The 16,767-nt window shown below is 69.1% G+C and carries 13 protein-coding genes; 9 read left to right on the plus strand and 4 right to left on the minus strand.

What is annotated here, in order from left to right:
• The first annotated feature begins 575 nt into the window (after window positions 1-575).
• The gene (locus SNA_RS26345) at window positions 576-1,751 is read left to right on the plus strand and encodes a glycerophosphodiester phosphodiesterase (protein WP_030063265.1); all 1,176 of its coding nucleotides are present in this window, start codon (window positions 576-578) and stop codon (window positions 1,749-1,751) included.
• 701 nt (window positions 1,752-2,452) lie between these two features.
• Here SNA_RS26345 and SNA_RS26350 read toward each other — a convergent pair.
• Together SNA_RS26350 and SNA_RS26355 are read right to left on the minus strand one after the other, a co-directional pair.
• Window positions 2,453-3,340 carry an alkaline phosphatase family protein gene (locus tag SNA_RS26350; RefSeq protein WP_037788500.1) on the minus strand — a complete coding sequence of 296 codons (888 nt, stop codon included), beginning with the start codon at window positions 3,338-3,340 and terminating at the stop codon, window positions 2,453-2,455.
• 147 nt (window positions 3,341-3,487) lie between these two features.
• The gene (locus SNA_RS26355) at window positions 3,488-4,240 is read right to left on the minus strand and encodes a GntR family transcriptional regulator (RefSeq protein WP_030063267.1); all 753 of its coding nucleotides are present in this window, start codon (window positions 4,238-4,240) and stop codon (window positions 3,488-3,490) included.
• A 322-nt stretch (window positions 4,241-4,562) separates the two neighbouring features.
• On the opposite strand from SNA_RS26355, the gene SNA_RS26360 reads away from it, so the two are divergent.
• From SNA_RS26360 to SNA_RS26395, 8 genes are all read left to right on the plus strand, one after another.
• Complete coding sequence (locus SNA_RS26360; RefSeq protein ID WP_030063268.1) at window positions 4,563-5,723, plus strand: ABC transporter substrate-binding protein; 1,161 nt, start codon at window positions 4,563-4,565, stop codon at window positions 5,721-5,723.
• An 8-nt stretch (window positions 5,724-5,731) separates the two neighbouring features.
• Complete coding sequence (locus tag SNA_RS26365; RefSeq protein WP_104532073.1) at window positions 5,732-6,622, plus strand: ABC transporter permease; 891 nt, start codon at window positions 5,732-5,734, stop codon at window positions 6,620-6,622.
• Entirely contained in the window at window positions 6,610-7,509 is a 900-nt protein-coding gene (locus SNA_RS26370) for an ABC transporter permease (RefSeq protein WP_420823513.1), read from the plus strand. Before SNA_RS26365 ends, SNA_RS26370 begins: the two co-directional genes overlap by 13 nt.
• 8 nt (window positions 7,510-7,517) lie before the next feature.
• A complete protein-coding gene (locus SNA_RS26375) occupies window positions 7,518-8,630 on the plus strand; it encodes an ABC transporter ATP-binding protein (RefSeq protein WP_078970212.1) in 1,113 nt (370 codons plus the stop codon).
• Window positions 8,631-8,671: 41 nt separating this feature from the next.
• Window positions 8,672-9,355: an HAD family hydrolase gene (locus tag SNA_RS26380; protein WP_037788501.1), complete on the plus strand. Its 684-nt coding sequence runs from the start codon at window positions 8,672-8,674 to the stop codon at window positions 9,353-9,355.
• A 620-nt stretch (window positions 9,356-9,975) separates the two neighbouring features.
• Complete coding sequence (locus SNA_RS26385; RefSeq protein ID WP_030063273.1) at window positions 9,976-10,275, plus strand: trypco2 family protein; 300 nt, start codon at window positions 9,976-9,978, stop codon at window positions 10,273-10,275.
• A 14-nt stretch (window positions 10,276-10,289) separates the two neighbouring features.
• Window positions 10,290-13,205, plus strand: a complete 2,916-nt coding sequence (locus SNA_RS26390) for an NACHT domain-containing protein (protein WP_157880097.1) — start codon at window positions 10,290-10,292, stop codon at window positions 13,203-13,205.
• Between the two features lie 96 nt (window positions 13,206-13,301).
• On the plus strand, window positions 13,302-14,189 hold the full coding sequence (locus SNA_RS26395) for a DUF6801 domain-containing protein (RefSeq protein WP_157880098.1): 888 nt from the start codon (window positions 13,302-13,304) through the stop codon (window positions 14,187-14,189).
• A gap of 816 nt (window positions 14,190-15,005) precedes the next feature.
• On the opposite strand, the gene SNA_RS26400 is transcribed toward SNA_RS26395, so the two are convergent.
• Entirely contained in the window at window positions 15,006-15,653 is a 648-nt protein-coding gene (locus SNA_RS26400; protein WP_044367020.1) for a hypothetical protein, read from the minus strand.
• 6 nt (window positions 15,654-15,659) lie between these two features.
• Window positions 15,660-16,766 carry a WXG100 family type VII secretion target gene (locus tag SNA_RS26405; protein ID WP_030063277.1) on the minus strand — a complete coding sequence of 369 codons (1,107 nt, stop codon included), beginning with the start codon at window positions 16,764-16,766 and terminating at the stop codon, window positions 15,660-15,662.
• Between the last annotated feature and the right edge of the window lies 1 nt (window position 16,767).

Below are 16,767 nucleotides of genomic sequence, written 5' to 3' on the forward strand. Positions count from 1 at the left end.
TCTGAGCTGCGGCGCAGGACGGACGCGCCGAGTCCGGCCGCGACGAGCCGGGTTCAGGACGGCGCATACGACTGGGTCGACCAGGTCTCACTCGGCGGCCTCGTCGTACGGGCTGGGCACGGCGCCATCCTGACCTCGCTGGAGTGGGCCTTCCGTATCCTGCCCCCGTCGATGACCTGATCGCCCGCACTGTTGAGCAGCCGGACGACAGGACCCTCCGGGCCAGGACGCGATCGGCCTCCGCTACACCGGCCATCCCGACCCGCGCGTACGCCGCGAAGTGCCCTACGCCCTCTCCGCGGACTACGTTCCCCGCACCCCCGCGAGATGCCCATCTCGCGGGAGAGTTCGGCGGCGGACATCGGTCCGGGCCACATGAGCGTGAGCATCCGCAGCCGCACGGAATGGGCGAGTACCCCCCGCGTCTCCATTGCGTCACCCGTCCGTGCTTACGATCGAGGCGCTTCCGGGAGACGGGCGAAGTGGTCTCCCGGAGCATGTTGACCGGAAAACCCTGAAATGCCCGGATCTCCACCGGGTAGCGCGGGGCCCGACACAGAGCAAGGAGCGCGGGCATGGACAAGCGTCACGAGCCGGGGCGGCGGAAGGTACTGGGAGCCGCGGCACTGGGTGCCGGAGCGGCGGTACTGGCCGGAGCGGGACAGGCGAACGCGGCGGGAACGAGGCCGGCGGACCGGGCAGACCAGCCGACGCCCGCCGGGCGGCCCGCGAAGCTGCCCGTACCGTTCGTCATCGGCCACCGCGGCGCCAGCGGCTACCGCCCGGAGCACACCTTCGGCTCCTACCAACTCGCCCTCGACATGGGTGCGGACGTCATCGAGGCAGGTGACCTCGTCCCGACCAAGGACGGGCACCTGGTCTGCCGGCACGAGCCCGACATCTCCGGCACCACCGACGTCGCCGACCACCACGAGTTCGCCGGCCGCAAGACCACCAAGACCGTGGACGGCAAGAAGATCACCGGCTGGTTCACCGAGGACTTCACGCTCGCCGAGCTGAAGACCCTGCGCGCCAAGGAGCGCATCCCCGACGTCCGCCAGCACAACACCATGTACGACGGCCACTGGGAGGTGCCCACCTTCGAAGAGGTCCTCCAGTGGGCCGAGCGCGAGGGACGCCGCCGCGGCCGGCCCATATGGATCTTCCCCGAGACCAAGCACCCCACCTACTTCCGCAAGCTGGGCCTGGGCATCGAGGAACCGCTCGCCAAGCTGCTGCGCCGCTACGGCCGGCACACCGCGCACGCTCCGAACATCCTGCAGTCCTTCGAGCCCAGCAGCCTCCAGCGGCTCAGCGCACTGGGCGTGAAGTGCCCCAAGGTCGTCCTGCTCGACGAGCCGTCCGTCAGGCCGGCGGACTTCGTCGAGTCCGGCGACCCGCGCACCACCGCCGACCTCCTCAAGCCCGAGGGGCTCAAGTGGATCGCCGGCTTCGCCCAGGGCATCGGCCCCTGGCTGCCGCAGATCATCGCGCAGGACGACAAGGGCAAGCTCGGCAAGCCCACCACCCTCGTCCGCGACGCGCACGCCGCGGGACTGTTCCTCACCCCGTACACCGTGCGGAACGAGAACAGCTTCCTGCCGCTGGACTTCCAGGTCGGCAAGAACCCGGGCGACTACGGCAACTCGCTCGCCTACTTCAAGGCGCTCTTCGCGACCGGCATCGACGGCCTGTTCTCCGACGACCCGGACACCGCACTGCTGGTCGCCGAGGAATTCCGCCGGCACTGACCCGCCCCGCGCCCCGGACCGGCGCCCGACTCCCACCCGCCCCCGCACTCATGTGAGTTGGGAATGACGCAGGGGAGCTCGGCGCCGGTCCGTTCCGCTTGTCCCCTAGGCCCGCGCAGAATGCACCCGGCCGAGATTGCCGAAGTCGAATGCCGGCACCGTCATTCGACTTCGGCAGCCGCATCAGCTCACCAGCCGGCTGCCCGAGCCCGCTCCGCTCCGTGCGGCGCAACCACCGGCCCCATCGCAGGCAAGGACCGCTTGGCCGGGTTCGATCGACGTGCTCCTGCACATAGCGGGAGGGGCAACAGTGCTGTCGTATGCCGATGCCGGATTCATTGCCATCGCTGCGACGCGCTCGGCAGACTGACCAGCGCCGTCCAACCCCAGCATCGGGCGGTGGCCGAACGTACCGCTCCCTGGTTGCAGTTTGGTTTTACGCCCCCTGCCCCGCACCCGCCAGACCGTCCTCAACCTGGCCCGGCGCCTGATCGACCCGGCCTTTTTCACGCCCGCCGCAGCTCTGGCGGCTGCGACCGCCGCCCTGTCCGTCGGCGTCGGCTTCCTGCCGTATCCGGTGCCGCCGCCCATCTCGGCACCGTGTGCACCGGCACGGCTGTCTCCGCCCTCGCCGCCTGTGCGGCCCCCGTCCAGCCACGGGCCGGGAGGGCCCTGGACGCCGGGCGCATCGGTGCGTGATGTCACCGATGTATGGCGAGTTCGGCCGGCCGGGCGGCCGGGAACGGGCTGCCGTCCAGGGTCCAGTGGGGGTCGATGGGGCGGCCGAGCGAGGTGTAGACCTGGGCGGCGATGTCCGGATGACGGATGGAGCCGCCGGGCTGTCCCGGTGCGATCTGTGGTCCGGCGCAGGCGACCCAGGCCGTGCGCTCCTCGACGGTGTCTCCGCCGTGGCCGCCGTCGTCGACGTGGCCGTGGTCGGTGACGACGATGACGGTCCAGGCTTCGCCCGCATACGCCGTGCGGTTGCGGACGGCCGCGAGCAGGCGGCCGAGACGCTCGTCGGCGCGGAGCACCGCCTGGCGGTACTCGGGTCCGCACCCCAGGAAGTGAGCGGTCTCGTCCACCGCGCCGAGGTAGACGAAGGAAGCCTCGGGGTCGGAGTTCGTCAGGACGTGGACCGCCTCGGCCGTGACCTGCTCGTCGCAGTCGTTCCACGCTTCGGGGGTGTCGGCGGCGGGCGCGATGAAGGACAGCCGGCTCGGGGCCTTGAACAGGGGTCCGCCGCCGTGCTGGATCATCAGTGGCTCCCAGCCGGCCGCGACGAACGTCCGTCGCCGGTCCACCTGGGCGAGGCGGGTTGCGAAGTCGGGGAAGGCGTCGAGCCGGTTGCCGGAGAAGTTGTTGCCCCAGATGCCGTGCTTGGCAGGGCCGACGCCGGTGACGATGGTGGCCCAGCAGGGGCCCGACATCGTCGGAGTTCCGGGGGCCACCTCCATGGGTGCCAGGAAGCCGGCTTCGGCGATGGAGTCGAGGTTCGGGGTCGGCAGCTCCTGGAGCAGGTCGTACCGGACCCCGTCGATACCGACGACGAGGACGTGGGGTGTGGCGGCGTCGAGGTGGTCGGGCATGGTCGGCGTTTCCTCTCGGTGGCGCTTGCTGGGACTCACCATGCCGGGGGCGGGTACCAGGTGTGGGCATCGGAGAGAAGCCGAGGTGTCGGGGAGGTGTCTTCTCGGCAGGCGTGCCACTGGGGCGCGGAGGTGGATTCCCGCGGGTCAGGCGGTCCCAGGCTCTGCCGGTCGCCGTGTGAGGGGGTTGGCGCCGACCGAGTTGTGGACGGAGAAGCTCACCGACCCCGGGCGGTAGCGGTCGTCGGACCACTCGACGGGACGGCCGGTGTGCGTGGTGGTGACCCGGCGCACCCGCAGTAGTGGGCTGCCACGACGGACGCCGAGCAGTTCGGCGTCGCGCGTGCCCGCGGCCACGGCATCGATCAGATGCTCGCCGTAGCTGAACACCAGCCCGGTGGCCTCGTACAGTCGCTGGGTGACCGAGGTGCAGTCCGGCTCGATGTCCTCGACGGCCGAGGCGATCCAGTCCGCGTAGACCGTGCGCTCCAGCAGGACACGTTCCCCGTCCAGACCGCGTACGCGCAGTACGTGCAACACCTCGGCCGTGTCAGGAAGATGCAGCCGCACCGTGTCCTCCGCGGTCGCCCTGCGGCGCTCGGAGGAGAACACGGTGCCCGATGCGGTGCGGCCCATCGCTTGCGCCCACTGGGCGAAGCTGCGCAGTTCGGCGAAGCTCTGATTGCGTCTGCTCGCCAGGACCACGCGCCGGGCGCCCTGCCGCGAGCCGATCAGGCCCTCTGCCGTCAGCGTGGCGACCGCCTGCCGTACGGTGCCGCGGGAGACGTCGTACCGGGCGGCGAGTTCTGCCTCCGAGGGGAGCCGGGCGCCGACCGTGTACTGCTCGCGGTCGATGGCCTGCCGGAGTTCTTCGGCTATCTGCTCGTGCCGTGCCGCCACGGGGCCCCCTGTCGTCGGTCAACCGTCCTCGGTCAACTGTCCGCGGTCAATGGACAACTGCGCACAGTGCGCAGTGTCGGCAGCGTAGCCGACCCAGGCTTCCGGTTGTCGTCGCGACGGGGGTCCATGGTCATCCACCGCCTTCGGGTGCGCTGTGCCCCTGGTCACAGGGGGCTACCTGTCTCTGGATGGCGCCGCAGGGTTGTTCCGGTGTTCATCTTCGCGCAAGGAAGGCCGTGCCTACTGAGGCCGACTTGTTCAGACAAGTTGTTGGCGCCCCCCCTCTTGCCACTGGTACACATCAGGAGACGTTGTGACCACGTTGTCCCTCAGAACAGCAGCCCTCCCCAGGACAGCAGTCCTCACCGGCGGCCTCGCCGTCGCCGCACTCACCCTCAGCGCCTGCGGCGCCGCCCCCACCGCACAGGGCGGCGCAGGAACCGAGAAGGCGGGCACCGCCACGTCAGCCAAGGACGTCGGCGGTATAAAGGCCCTGGTCGCCGCCGCCAAGAAGGAGGGCGAGCTTCATGCGATCGCCCTGCCCCGAGACTGGGCCAACTACGGCGCCCTGATCGACGGGTTCCAGAAGAAGTACGGGATCAAGGTCAAGGTCGAGAACCCGGACGGCAGCAGCCAGGACGAGATCAACGCGATCACCTCCCGCAAGGGCCAGGACCGCGCCCCTGACGTCGTCGACCTCGGCAGCTCCTTCGCGCTGAGCGCCGCCCAGCAGGGCCTGCTCGCCCCGTACAAGGTCGCCGCCTTCGACAAGATCCCGGCGCAGCAGAAGGACGCCCAGGCCCGCTGGTACAACGACTACGGCGGCTATATCTCCATCGGCTGTGACGCCCGGCGCGTCAAGAAGTGCCCGACCACGTTCGCCGAGCTGCGGGGGCCTCAGTACAAGGGTCAGGTCGCGCTCAACGGCAACCCGACCAAGTCCGGCTCGGCCTTCGGCGGCGTCTACGCGGCCGCGCTCGCCAACCACGGCTCGTTCGACGACATCCAGCCCGGTCTGGACTTCTTCGCCAAGCTGAAGAAGAACGGCAACTACACCCCGGTGGAGTCCACTCCGGCCACGGTCGAGAAGGGCGAGACGCCGATCAGCATCGACTGGGACTACCTCAACGCCGGCTACGCCGAGGAGTTCAAGAGCAAGGGCGTGGACTGGAAGGTCACCGTCCCCAAGGACGGGCAGTTCTCCCAGTACTACTCGCAGGCCGTCAACAAGGACGCCCCGCACCCGGCCGCGGCCCGCCTGTGGGAGGAGTACCTCTACAGCGCCGAGGGCCAGAACCTGTGGCTCAAGGGCTCTGCCCGTCCCGCGCTGATGGCGGCCATGGACGAGGACGGCACCCTGGACAAGGCCGCCGCGGCCAAGCTGCCGGAGGTCACCGGCGCGCCGAAGTTCCCGACCGAGGCGCAGCAGGCCAAGGGCAAGCAGGTCCTGGGCCAGGGCTGGGGCAAGGCCGTCTCCGGGTGACGTCGTCCATGACCACTCCCACCGACACCGCTGCGGCGGCCGCCGTCCCCGTACGGCGCCGCCGCCCGGCCGGGTGGCTGGCGGTGGCCCCGCTGCTCGCCTTCGTGGCACTGAGCTTCGGGGCCCCCGCTTTGGCCATGCTGGGCGGCGCCTTCACGGCCAAGGACCCGGCCACCGGAGCCACCTCGTACACCACGGCCAACTTCACCGCCTCCCTGCACGGCGCCTACCTCACCGCTCTGCTCGGCAGCATCAAGCTCTCCGCCGTCTCCGCCGGTATCGCGGCCGTGCTCGGCCTGCTGCTCGCCCAGGCCGTGGTCACCTCCCGTTTCCGGGCCCTGCGGGAAGCCGTGCTCACCGCCTCCGGAGTGCTCGCCAATTTCGGCGGCGTGCCGCTGGCCTTCGCGTTCGTGGCCACGCTCGGCAACTCCGGTGTGCTCACCGGCCGACTGGGCCTGGCCCGCGACGGGTGGGACCTGTACAGCTTCTGGGGCCTGACCGTGACCTATCTGTACTTCCTCATCCCGCTGATGGTGCTCACCGTCACCCCCGCTCTGGACGGACTGCGCTCCCAGTGGCGCGAGGCGGCGCAGAACAACGGCGCGACCGGCGCCCAGTACTGGCGGCATATCGCCCTGCCGGTGCTGGCGCCCTCGCTGCTCGGCGGTCTGGTCCTGCTCTTCGGCAGCGCCTTCGCCGCGTACGCCACCGCCGCGGCCATGGTGGGCAGTTCCGTCCCGCTGGTGACCCTCCAGATCGCGGACGCCATCTCCGGCAACGTGCTGGTCGGACAGGAGAACGTGGCGCTGGCCATGAGCCTGGACATGGTCGCGGTCGCCTGCCTGGTGATGGCCGTATACCTGCCACTGCAACGACGGAGCGCACGATGGCTCGACTGACGACTCCGATGCTGCGCGGTGTGGGCGCCCGCCGCCCGCGGCTGTGGCGCGGCGCGATCCTCGCGTGCGCCGCTGTGTACTTCCTGGTGCCCCTGGCGGCCTCCGTGGTCTTCACGGTCGACGTACCGGGCAAGGGGCTCACCTTCGACGCCTACACCCAGATCTTCCGCGCCGACGGCTTCACCTCCAGCCTGCTGCTCTCGCTGGAACTCGCCGCCGCCACCATCGCCGTGGTGCTGGTGCTGATGGTCCCGGCCATGGTCGCCCTGCGGCTGGGTGCCCCCCGGCTCCGCCCGGTCGTGGAGGTCGTCTGCTCACTGCCGCTCGTGGTACCGCCGATCGCCCTGGTGGCCGGGATCGGCACGGTGCTGAAGTGGGGGCCCGAGCACCTGGCCTCGACCCCGTTCTTCCAAACGCTGGTGGCGATCCAGAACCCGTCCTTCCCCGTCGTACTGGTCCTGGCGTACACCGTGATGGCGCTGCCGTTCGTGTACCGGGCGCTGGACGCCGGACTGCGGGCCGTGGACGTCCGCACCTTGACCGAGGCCGCCCGCAGCTGCGGTACGAGCTGGCCACGCGCCCTGGTGCATGCGGTGCTGCCCAACCTCCGCGGCGCGCTGCTGAACGCCTCGTTCCTCACCTTGGCGCTGGTGCTCGGCGAGTTCACCGTCGCCCAGCTGCTCGGCTTCCAGCCCTTCGCCGTGTGGATCGTCAACGTCAGTGGCTCGCAAGCACAGTTGTCCGTCGCCGTGTCCGTGCTCAGCCTGCTGATCACCTGGGCGCTGCTGCTGGCCCTGGTCTCCTTCAGCGGCGGAACCCACCGGGGTGCCGCACGCCGCGCCAACCCCCGTCGTACCGCTCGTACCGCTCGTACCACCGAGGAGTGACCGGCCCCATGACCGACACCCACACCACCGCCGCCCTGACCGCGGACGCGGACGGCCTCCGGCCCCAAGTGGCCGGAGCCACCGTCGAATTCCGTGCCCTGCGCCGCGCCTTCGGTGTCACCGTCGCGCTCGACGGCCTCGATCTCACCGTGCACCCGGGCGAACTCCTCGCCCTCCTCGGCCCGTCCGGCTGCGGCAAGACCACCGCGCTGCGCATGCTGGCCGGTTTCGAGCGCCCTGACTCCGGCCAGGTCCTCGTCGACGGCCAGGACGTCACCACCATCCCGGCGCACCGCCGCGACACCGGCATGGTCTTCCAGTCCTACAGCCTCTTCCCGCACCTGAACGCCCTGGACAACGTGGCCTTCGGGCTGCGCATGCGGAAGGTGCGGACGGCCGCGCGCCGCACTCGCGCCGCCGAACTGCTCGACCTGGTCGGCCTGCCCGACCACGGCAGCCGCTATCCGCACCAGCTCTCCGGCGGCCAGCAGCAGCGCATCGCCCTCGCCAGGGCCCTGGCACTGCGCCCGCGCGTCCTCCTGCTGGACGAGCCGCTGTCCGCCCTGGATGCCAAGGTCCGGCTCACCCTGCGCGAGGAGATCCGGCGCCTGCAACAGGAGTTGGGCATCACGACGCTGTTCGTCACCCACGACCAGGAGGAGGCCCTGTCGATGGCCGACCGCGTGGCGGTGATGCGGGGCGGCCGGCTGGAGCAGTGCGCGACGCCGGCCGAGCTGTACGCCCGGCCCGCCACCGCCTTCGTCGCCGAGTTCGTCGGCACCATGAGCCGTATCCCCGGCCGCGTCGTCGACAGCGGAACCGTCGAGGTGCTCGGCCGCCGGCTGCCTCTCGACGGCGAGGCGCCCGAAGCGGCGGCAGGTGAGGTCGATGTACTCGTACGGCCCGAGGCGGTGCGGCTCGGCAACGACCCGGCCGGTCAGGCCCGGGTCGTCGCCACCGCCTTTCTCGGCGCCGTCACCCGCGTGACCGTGACGCTGCCCGACGGTACGTCCGTCAAGGCCGACCTGCCCACCGAGTCCGCCGCCGGCCTTCCGCCCGGCTCGCCCGTGACCGTCAGCCTGCCCGACCGCCCCGTCCTCGTCGCCGCCCGCGCGGCCTGACCAGTCCCGCCCGACGACCGCTACGACCGAAAGAGGACCCAGTGTCCGCTGACACCCCCCACAAACACCCCTTGCAGGCCGTCCTCTTCGACATGGACGGCACCCTCGTGGACACCGAGGAACTGTGGGGGCAGGCCGTCCGGGAGGAGGCGGCGGAGCTCGGCTACGAACTCTCCGACGCGGATGTTCCCGAAGTGCTCGGCCAGGCAGTGGAGCACACCGCGGCGCACTTGTACCGCGTCACCGGCGGCGCGCGGCCCGTCGGTGCACTGGGTAAGGCGTTGGAGGAGGGCTTCGCCGCACTCGTCTCCGCACATCTGCGCCCGCTGCCCGGCGCCCTCACCCTGCTCGACGCGCTCGCCGCCGAGGGAGTGCCGGTCGGCCTGGTCACCGCGTCCCCGCGCAGCGTGGCCGACCAGGTGCTGCACAGCTTGGGCACGAGCCGGTTCGCCGTCTCGGTCACCGCAGGCGAGACTCCGCGTACCAAACCCGCGCCCGACCCGTATCTCGCAGCCGCCCGGCGAATCGGCGTCGAGCCCCACGCGTGCGTCGCCGTGGAGGACTCTCCCACCGGGGTGGCATCCGCCGAAGCGGCCGGCTGCCGCGTGCTGGCAGTGCCCTCGGCCGTGCCGATACCTCCGGCGCGTGGGCGGGCCGTGGTGAGCAGCCTCGTCGACGCGGATCCGTCGCTGCTGCGGGCACTCGTGTCCGGGCGGGATCAATAGCTGCCTTTTTGGAGTTTACGCAGGTCAGTGCGTTGGGCTGGGTGGGTTCGCGTGGTGTCGGGAGGGTACGGGAGCGAGTTGGCTGCCCGGTGGCTCCCCGTCATGGTGCGGAAGCGGCAGGGGAAGGGCCGACGGGCGATCCGCCGTGGTGCGGAACCGTAAGCGTGTCACCGAGGTGCGCGGGCACCTGGCCAGACCCTGTCGTCCAACTCCCGCTTGCCTAGCGCCCCTCGGCGGCACCCCCATGCGGCAGTGGCCGAACCGCAGTTCCGCGGCTGCTCCTTTCCGCCTCTCTCGTGGCATCGGCGTCACGCTTCGGCCGGACGAGCATTCCCGTAGGGCGATTTCGGGGACGGCCTTCGACACCCGTCACGTTCGCCCTCGTCCGCGACGCCTATGAGTCAGGGGAGGCACATCAGACGGGTTCGCGCCGGCTCGTGTGGGCCCACGAGACCCTGCCGCCACCAGCCAGGCGCTGATCTCGCGGTCGAGCACCGTGCCCATGAGCCGGTACCGCCGAGCCGGAGATCTGCCGCCTGTGAGCCCACATCGCACTACCCGGCACCGCATCACAGGACTACAGTCCTCGGTTACTGATGGTCTCGACGAAGGGACGTGGAGTGATCGAGTTAGCCAGTGTGATCAGGGATCTACGGGAGGAGTTGGAGCAGGCGATCGCCGCGGCGGAGGGTGCTTCACTGCGCTTCGAGTTGGGGACGATCGAACTGGAGGTATCGGTCGCTCTGGAGCGAACCGGGCACGCGGGGGCGAAGGTACGGTTCTGGGTGGTGGAGTCCGGTGGGGACGCGACGGTGAACTCCACATCGGCCCAGCGCATCACACTTGCATTGCAGCCGACCCTCACCGGGTCGGGCAATCCGCCGTACATCTCCGGGTCCGCCGCCCCGGACGAGCGGTGAGTTCTGCGGACGACATGGCGTCCGATCTGGGCGGGCTTGACCCACGGCGAGCGGTCCAGATCATCACCACGCCCCGCGCGGGCCCGGTGCAACTCGGGTCGGGCTATCGGGTGAGCGGGGACGCGGTGCTCACAGCCGCTCATGTGGTAACTGACGCAATGTCAGTGGTGGTGCGTTTCATCACCGAGGACGGCGGCACAGCGGAGTTACCCGGCGAGCCGGTCTGGGCGGACTCTGCCGTGGATATCGCGGTACTCAAGATCACGAGCCGGGAGAGCACCGGCGAATCATGCGCCGCCGAGGTCGCCCGGGTGCAGTTCGCCCGCATCACACAGCGCGTGGATTGCGAAGCACTGGGCTTCCCCCTGTTCAAACTGCGCGCCGATACCGCTTCACCGGCCTCTGAAGCTCCCAGGCGGTTCCGGGATTCTCACCACGCGCTCGCCACAACCACACCATGGTCGGACCTGCGTGCGGGCAGCCTGGAGATCTCTGCAGACCCTCCGGGTGCCCCCGAGCCGGACCGCTCCCCCTGGGAGGGGATGTCGGGGGCCGCGGTGTGGTGCGGCGGGTACGTGATCGGCGTGGTCAGCGAGCATCATCGCGCCGACGGGTGGGGCAGGCTCGCGGCGAGCCAGGTAAAACGCTGGTACGGACGCCTCACTCCAGCCCAGATCAGCGAACTCAACGATCTGATCGGCCTGCCGCGCTCCGCCTACGAACTCAGGGAGCAGCCGCCCCCGTCGCTCCTGCCGCACCCGCCGTCGCCGGACCTGCCAGAGCCGCACGGTGCGCCGGAGGTGCAGAAATCGGCCAAGGAACTCGCGCGCGAGGTACACATGCAATGGCGTGACGAGGAGCGGCAGCAGCAGGTGCACGACCCATTGCGGCTCGACGTGCGTTTCCGGTGTACCCGTCGGAATGTGTTCGATCACTGGGCCAACATCCGCCTGGCCCCGCTCGGGGCGGACCCAGGGCCCCTCCCCCTTGACGGCCACCTCCGCGGGATCGTGGGGGTGTACAGGTCCGTTCCGTCCCGTCGGCTCGTGGTGCTGGGTGGGGCCGGGTCGGGCAAGACGATCCTGACCCGGCACTTCGTCCTCGACTGCCTGAGCGACCGCGTTCCCGGCGACCGGGTTCCGGTGATCTTCGGTCTGGGGTCATGGGACCCGGCCACCGAGTCACTGGACGACTGGCTGTGCAGCCAACTGGTGCGCGACCACCCCTTCCTGGCAGCTCCAGTCGGGCGTGGAGGGACACTGGCCGACGTCCTGCTCGACGAGGACAGGATCCTCCCTGTCCTCGACGGCTTCGACGAGATCGCAAGCGGCCTGTACGGCGCGGCGCTCGAAGCGCTCAACCTCACCACCAGGCCGCTGCTGCTCACCAGCCGTCCCGAGGAATACAGCCAGGCCGTGAAGGAGGAGTACAGCCAGGGCGTGAAAACCCGCGTGCTCACCGGAGCCGCGGTCATCGAGCTGGAGGACCTCACCGTAGACGACTATGCCGACTACCTGCGTCGCACCAGCCCACTGGTCAGAGGGAACGGCAAGGACACGTCCATCTGGGAACCGGCCCTGCACCGGCTGCGCGAAGAACCGTGCAGCCCGGGCGCAGCGAACCTCGCCGCGGTGCTCACCTCCCCGCTGATGGTCGCCCTGGCCGGCGCCATCTGTCGCGGGACCGGGCGCGACCCCACAACGTTCCTGGAGTTCGCGACACGCGAGGACCTGGAAGCCCATCTCCTGGCAGACTTCATCCCCGCCGTCTACAAGTCCCTGCCGACCAGCCGTGGCACCAGTCACCGCCGCCACCGTCACTGGACGCCCGAACGCACCCAGCGCTGGCTCGGCTATCTCGCCGCACATCTCAAAGAACTCGACACCCACAACCTCGCCTGGTGGCAACTAGGCACCACTGCGAGCCGTTCTTCGCGCATTCTCGTGGTCGGGTTCCTGGCGGCACTGGCCTTCGGTGTGACGACCGCCGTCCAGAACCTGCCCGTGGACTTGGTCGCGACGTCGAACGGGCTCGGGTTCGCGATCACGCGGGGGCTCATGGTCGGGCTCCTGCACGGTCTTGTCGCCGGGCTGGCCTTCGGACTCGTATACGGATTCACCTCCAGAGGCTCGCCAGTTGAGCCGTCGCGCCTGCGCATACAAGTCTTCGGCAGGAGCAGGGAGAGGCGTGCCAAGTTCATCCCCAGATTCACTCTGGGACTCAGGTTCGGGGGCGCGGCCGCGCTCGTGCTGGAGCTCATGGACAGGTGCGTGGTAGCACCGCTGGGGTACGACGACGGACTCAGTGGCGGGCTCGTGGGAGGGCTCCTGTTCCCGCTTGAGGTCGGGCTCGGGGCCGGACTCGTCCTCGGCATCATGGCCTGGCTCGAAGTTCCCATTGACACTGAATCCGAGGTGAGTGCCTCGGACCTGTTGAGCACGAACCGCAGGAATGTGGTCTTCCATATGCTCGTGTGGATGCTCGTGCTCGGGCTTCCGGCCGGGCTCGTCTTCGGGTTCGGGTACGGGCCCGTCCGCGGACTCCCGGCCTGGCTCGGGTACGGCCCCCTCCGCGGGCTCCTGGGCGGCCTCGTGTTCGGGCTCACGGCGGCGTTCGGGGGCGGGCTCGGATACGGGCTCAGTTTCACCGCTTGGGGCCAGTGGGTGGCACTGGCCCGTATATGGTTGCCGCTCACAGGCCGACTGCCCTGGGCGGTGATCGCTTTCCTGGAAGACGCTCATCAGCGAGGTGTGTTGCGCCGGGCCGGCGCGGTCTACCAATTCCGTCATGCTCGGCTCGAAGACCATCTGACCTGCCTCTTCAAGGCACAGCACCACTCTGGCCCATCACGTTATTCGCCGGGCACGGCCGATACGGAACCAGACCCGGAACCAGACCCGGAACCGCCCGCGACGAAAGGGGCGTCTTGATACCGGGGACACCCGACAGCCGCATATCCCGGGTCACCCAACAGCGGCATACCGATGGGTAAAAGCAGCGGAACAACTCACGGGGGTGAGTGGCATATGTCTGCCAAGCGCAGGATGGGAAGGCCAAGGGTGAGGCTCGCCCTTGGGATGGTGACGGCATTAGGGGCCGCCGTCGGAGTCATGGGGATTTCCGGAGCTGGAAGCGCGTCCGCCCAACCGGTTTCGCTCACGCTGAAGTACACATGCAAAGTTCCGTTCCTCGACCCTCAGCCCTTTACGGCGAAGATCGACGCGGATATCCCGGCGTCGGTCGCGGTCGGCGAGTCCAGCCAGAGGTTCGCCATCGATGCGGGGACGACGGTGGACGCGGACCTCACGCCAAAGCTCCACTCGATCGGTGTGAGGAGCGTTGAGGGCAGGGTGGACGCGAAGATCGGCGTGGTCGCGCCGGAGGGCGACAGCCAGATCAAGGTGCCCCTCGGCATCGACAAGACCCGCGTCCCGGCTTCTGGTTCCTTTGACGTCACGGCGACCGGCGCCGCGCCTGCCCTCACGTTCAGCCAGCCTGGCAGAGGAAAGATCACCGTCGGCGACATCGGCGTGCACGTCGTCGGGAGGAAGGCGAACGGCGACGTCTTGGGCACGGCCAACGCGCAGTGCACGCTGAACGACGGACAAGACCCGGTCGTGGGGTCGTTCGAGATCACAGGGACGGGAACGACGACTGGCTCGACCACGTCCGGCACCTCGGGCACGACCGGGGGCACGACGTCCCCGGGCGCGACGCCCGGTGCGCCCTCCGCAGGGAGCTCCGCGCCGACGGGATCCGCGACCCACGGTACGGGGAGGGGTACCACCGCGAACACTGGCCAGGACACCGCGGGCCTGATTCTGCCGGCCGCGGGCATTCTCGTCGCGGGCGTCGTCGCCTTCGGCGTCGGCTCACGGCTGAAGAACCAGCGCCGTGGCAGTGACAACAGCTGAGGTGACCGAAACAACCGAGGACCCGGACAGATCCAACCAGGCTGGAGCACGCCACATGGCCGCCCAAGAAAACTCGGCCGCAGCGAAGTTTTCACTGCCGCCGAGCCAGTAGTCGCGCGTCCGGTCCGCGGAGTGCAGCAGGAGCAACGTCGGTGGCCGTGGCCGTCGCCGGTGCCGGACACCGGGTGCTGGTGGAATGGGCGGCCAGCAGATCGTTTCGGCTGACCGTTCTCATTGGACCGGAGAGAAATCCGACATGCGCCGGCAGCACAGGCACCAGCAGTTGGGTTCTTGACGGCTGACACCACTGATCTGGCCCGCTCCCTCGCGAGGGCGCCGGACTCTGCTGAGATTCTGTCCGGCGGATCAGACGCAGGATGTGCTCATGGTCCTCCGGAGGGAACGTCACGACACGAGTTCACCCACCGTCTCTCTCAGAACTCTTCCGCTTACCGATCAACGGGGTTGTCAGTTCGAATGAGGTTCTTGATCGGTGATCGCGGCAGCACGGCGGTAGTAGTTCGGGGTTGCGAAGCCATCCGAGCACCGAGGAGACCCTGTTGCCGCAGTCTTGCGTCTGTGTTGCGACGACGGGTTGAATCCGGGGATGCCATGCGCTTCGTCTCACCTATGCGGAGAAGTTCGGCCTGAGCCAGAGCGAGTGAAGTTCGCTATGACGCCTGCCTGCGATCACGCCGTCCGCAACCCGGGCTAGATCGTCATCCAGTGACTCGTCCTTCGCGACGTGCACCCGAAGTCTCGCCGCTGATTGGCCACCGTGTTGGCCGTACCGGCCAACACGGTGTTCCAGGGCTGTCAGCCCCGGTCTCGTGGTGAGGTGCCTCTCGTCCCCGGCCAGCGCCATGCCTGTTCGGGGAAGTCGCTGATGATGGTCGCCAGGGTCTCGGCGAGGGAGAGGAGTTCCTCGTAGGTCTTGCGGCCCTGTGTCCACCCGATCATGCGGTTTTCCTCGATACGCCACCCCATGCAGGCTTTGTGCATGAGCCGTTCCATGGCGTAGGTGTTGATGAGGGCCGCGAAGGCGGGGTCCACCGAGCAGCAGTCGACCCGATGGGTGCCGAGGTCGGGCAGGTCCGTGGATCGGCCTGCATCGCGAGGAAGTGCAGGAAGATTCCATTCCTGTGCACACCATGACAGGCGGCTGCTGGTGAAAGCGGTGGCCGGCAGCACGCGGCGCAGAGGAAGTACGGCCACGGAGAACTTGTGCGCGACGGTTGCCCGGTTGCTGCCGCCTGTGCGTCTCCAGGCATTGAGGTGGAACAGGCACACCTCTTGGCCGTGAAGATTGCCCTGAAGCAGGTCGCGGATCCCGTTGCCTTGGGGGCCCAAGCTGAAGGGGTAGCCGCCGCGATCGAACGTGGCGAGATAGTCCCGGGCTTTCTTGCGGTACGTCCAGGCCGGGTCGTCCCGGTAGCGCCTGATGCTCTTACGGACCTCGAACACTGCCTGTCAGTTCTCCAGGTCGGACTCGATGGCGTTGCCCGCGCCGTAGATGATGCCGTCGATGCTGACCTGCTGTCCCGGGTGGAACATCGGGTCCGGGCCGTCGGCACGGTGCTGGCCCGTGCCGGGCTCGTAAATCCTCTCGCCAAGGTGGTTGGCACCACCCGCAGCACTCCCGGTCAGCAAGCTGGTCCCCAAGTCGGGCAAGAGGTCGGAAGCATGCTTGGTGCCGTTGTGTTGGGCGATGTCCACTCCATCGGCCGCTTCCTGCCCGCCCGCGCTGCCCAGCCCGCCCATGGCGATCCTGCCCCCCAGGTTTTGCTGGTTGAGTGCTGCGGCGATGGTCTTTCCCGGGGCCCACGCCTTTCCGGCCGCGTGATCCCCAGTGCTCACCGCCCAGCTGCCGATCTTGTCCCCGACCCTGGCCCCGGCCTCAGTGACTCCCGTTCCTGCTACTGCGGCGACGGCTGCGTCCTGGAAGTCCTGGCCCCAGGTGACCTTCTGTCCAGTCAGCATCTGTCCGCCGGCGTTACCGATGAAGTTGGCATCCAGGTTCTTGCCGAACTCGACGGCGAACTTGACCAGCTTGCTGTCCTCCATCGCCGTCTTGACCGTCTCCAGCACCTTCGCGATCCTGATCAGGAGCTGTCCGAGCTTGGTGACCTCGCCCGCCGCCTCGGCGATCTCCGCCTCCGCCCCGGCCGCCGCGAGGGCGTCGGAGAAGCCCGCGGTCAGCACCGACAGGCCGATGCCGATCGCCACCGTCGCAAGGACCTCCTCGACCACACGGTGGACTTCTTCGTTGACCTTCTGGATGGCATCGGCGGTGGTGTCCAGCTGATGGGCCACGGTTTCAAAGTGCGGCAACGCCTTCTCCACCTGGCCCCTGGTGTGCGCCCAGTGCGCGTGGAAGGCGTCGGCGGCGGCGCCGGTCCAGTTGTCGCCGAGCCAGGCGACCTCATGGTCCTGGGTCTCGATCGTGGTCTTCAGGTCGTGGGCCATGTGCCGCCACGCCTCGGCGCAGGCCCGCAGGACGGACGGGTCCCCGCCGGGGTTGAACAGATTGAAGCTCTTCTCGATCTGCGGCTGGTGTTCCTGCTGCTGACCGGTCATG

Origin of the sequence: Streptomyces natalensis ATCC 27448 (assembly GCF_000935125.1) — a bacterium.
Lineage (GTDB): Bacteria > Actinomycetota > Actinomycetes > Streptomycetales > Streptomycetaceae > Streptomyces > Streptomyces natalensis.

Bases quoted from the DNA above. Each gene is read 5' to 3' on its own strand.
- SNA_RS26345 (WP_030063265.1), top strand. From the start codon at position 576: ATGGACAAGCGTCACGAGCCGGGGCGGCGGAAGGTACTGGGAGCCGCG.
- SNA_RS26350 (WP_037788500.1), bottom strand. From the start codon at position 3,340: ATGCCCGACCACCTCGACGCCGCCACACCCCACGTCCTCGTCGTCGGT.
- SNA_RS26395 (WP_157880098.1), top strand. From the start codon at position 13,302: ATGTCTGCCAAGCGCAGGATGGGAAGGCCAAGGGTGAGGCTCGCCCTT.
- SNA_RS26365 (WP_104532073.1), top strand. From the start codon at position 5,732: ATGACCACTCCCACCGACACCGCTGCGGCGGCCGCCGTCCCCGTACGG.
- SNA_RS26375 (WP_078970212.1), top strand. From the start codon at position 7,518: ATGACCGACACCCACACCACCGCCGCCCTGACCGCGGACGCGGACGGC.
- SNA_RS26405 (WP_030063277.1), bottom strand. From the start codon at position 16,766: ATGACCGGTCAGCAGCAGGAACACCAGCCGCAGATCGAGAAGAGCTTC.
- SNA_RS26390 (WP_157880097.1), top strand. From the start codon at position 10,290: ATGGCGTCCGATCTGGGCGGGCTTGACCCACGGCGAGCGGTCCAGATC.
- SNA_RS26370 (WP_420823513.1), top strand. From the start codon at position 6,610: ATGGCTCGACTGACGACTCCGATGCTGCGCGGTGTGGGCGCCCGCCGC.